1 protein-coding gene is annotated in these 2,247 nt (G+C 55.4%); it reads right to left on the reverse strand.

The annotated features are described in order from the left end of the window. Positions 1–174 precede the first annotated feature (174 nt). A partial coding sequence (gene prsK, locus JRI89_17740; GenBank protein MBW2073075.1) for a PEP-CTERM system histidine kinase PrsK occupies positions 175–2,247 on the reverse strand: 2,073 nt, incomplete at its 5' end.

Below are 2,247 nucleotides of genomic sequence, written 5' to 3' on the forward strand. Positions count from 1 at the left end.
ATACGGCAACTAAACAAAAACTGCGAAAGGGGGGTGAACTTTCATTTTGCATTTAACCGATAACCGATAACCGATAGCTCCGGCGAAGCCGGATGCCTACCAGCCCCACCTATCCTGAGCCTGTCGAAGGATGCCCTGATAATCGATAACCCGGCGTCTCGTCCGCCGTCGTCTCTAGCGAAGGCGGAAGCCGCTGGCCTCCCAGCCCCTCACACCACTGTCCATTGGCAGCAGGACCCTGAATGTGCTTCCCTTTCCCTCCTGGCTCTCGACCTCCAGCTGGCCGCGGTGGGCTTCCACGATCATTTTACTCTGGAAGAGACCGATTCCCAGGCCCTGCTTCTTGCTGGTCCTGAACGGCCGAAACAGACTCTGCTCCATGAAATCCCGCGACATGCCGCAGCCATTGTCGCTCACCGAGATTACAGCCCAGCTGTCAAGCCTGCTGGTGCTCACCCGGATCTCCCCGCCATCAGGCATGGCCTCGAAGGCGTTGAGAATCAGGTTGCTGATCACCTTGCGCATCTGCTGCGGGTCGATGTACACTTGCGGCAGATCCGCGTACTCTGTTGTCAGCTGCACGCCAGGCGTCTGCTTTACCTCTTTCAGAACAGTGCTCACAAGTTGATTCAGGTCTGTTTTCACGGGCGCCAGTTCCAGTTTCTCTCTCAACAGAGACAGCCGTGTGCACATGGAGTCTATTCTGGCTACACTCTTTGCAATGGTCTTCAGGGCATCTTCCCGGAACTCTGGATTGTCGTAATGGACCGGCAGGTTTTGCAGCATAATCGACAGACTCGAGGCCAGATTTTTCAGGTCGTGCACGAAAAAGGCCGCCATGGTCTGAAAGGCCTCCAGTTCTCTGGCCTGTCGCAGTTCCTCGGCTCGTTTTATATTGAGGAGACTGCCGGCAAGCTGGTTTGCCAGGGTCTTGAGAAGGTCCAGCTCCTCGAAGGTCAGGGGCACTGCCTTGACGCGGTCTCCCAGGGTCAGCAGCCCCACAGACTCTCCTCCCACTGCCAGTGGCACACAATACCGAATCCTGGCTTCCTCAATAAACTCCGGATAATGGGCTCTGAACGCTTCGAGCCACACCTCCTCTGTGTCCTGAAGATCGATGGGCGGAGAGTCGCTGTCCATACTGTTCATCAGCTTCAGTAGAGGATGGACAAAGGACTGCAAACTGCCGGTTTCTGTCTGGTAGCTCACAGTAGAACCACAGAGTTTCATTTCTGTGCGGCGGTCGCCTTTGAGCCAGATGGACACGGCAAGGGTGTCAAACGTCTCCGAGATCATTCTGACCACCGCATTGCAGAGGTCCTCTGTTTCAAGAAGCGTGGCTGTTCTTCTGTTGAAGTCGGTCCAGATGTGGCGATAGTCGTACTGGGGACGTTGAAAATGGATGCTCACAAAGCGCTTCATCCTGAGCTTCATGCGGTCCGACAGCAGCAGCACAGCCAGACCCAGGAGACTCGAAAAAACAAGAAAAGTTATCAGCGGGAACCGAAAACCCTCACCAACATAGCTCACAACTTTGGCAAGCACTCCTACAGCCAGGAAGTAAACACCCACCACGAGCACTGTCAGCGAATTCAACAGCATCCTGTGGGACAGATATAGATCTACGGGCAGTACGCGCGCCCTGGCAAAGGAGACCATAATCAGCAGGCAGGTGGCCAGCAGTGCTGCTGCATTGACAAACTCCAGCTGCAGATCGATTGTGTGGAACAGCATGGCCTGGCTTCCTGTATATATGCGGGCTGCAAACAGACCGCCGACTCCCAGAAGGAGAAATTTCACCTGCCAGCGAAGCCGTCCCCTCGAGGCCCGCAGCAATTGTTCGAGGATGGCCACGATAAGCACGGTGTTGAGTATGACAGCAACCTGAAAAGCATAACCAGGCCAGGCAAGCTTTATCACCCAGCCAAAGTCCTGGCTGAAAACTGGTAGGGCCTGGAAAAAGTAAGAATACACTGTACTGGCGAGACCCAGGTTTACTGCAAAAACCGCCAGAATGCCCCATTTCCATTTTGCCAGCGATGTCCAGTAGTGCTCGCGCCCGAAACTCAGGGCAAACACCAGCCAGGTGCCGGGAAGCAGGGAGGTGGTCAGCCATCTCAGCTGCTGCCAGAAGAGCACCCTGTCAGCAGTGGCGGCCTGCAGCGAGAGTCCGGTAAACAGGGCTTCAACAGCCAGAAGCGCCATGCCAGCCGCAAAAATGCGGTGCACAAAGGACCGGAAGTCCCT

The sequence above is a fragment of the Deltaproteobacteria bacterium genome (genome assembly GCA_019309045.1).
GTDB lineage: Bacteria > Desulfobacterota > Syntrophobacteria > BM002 > BM002 > JAFDGZ01.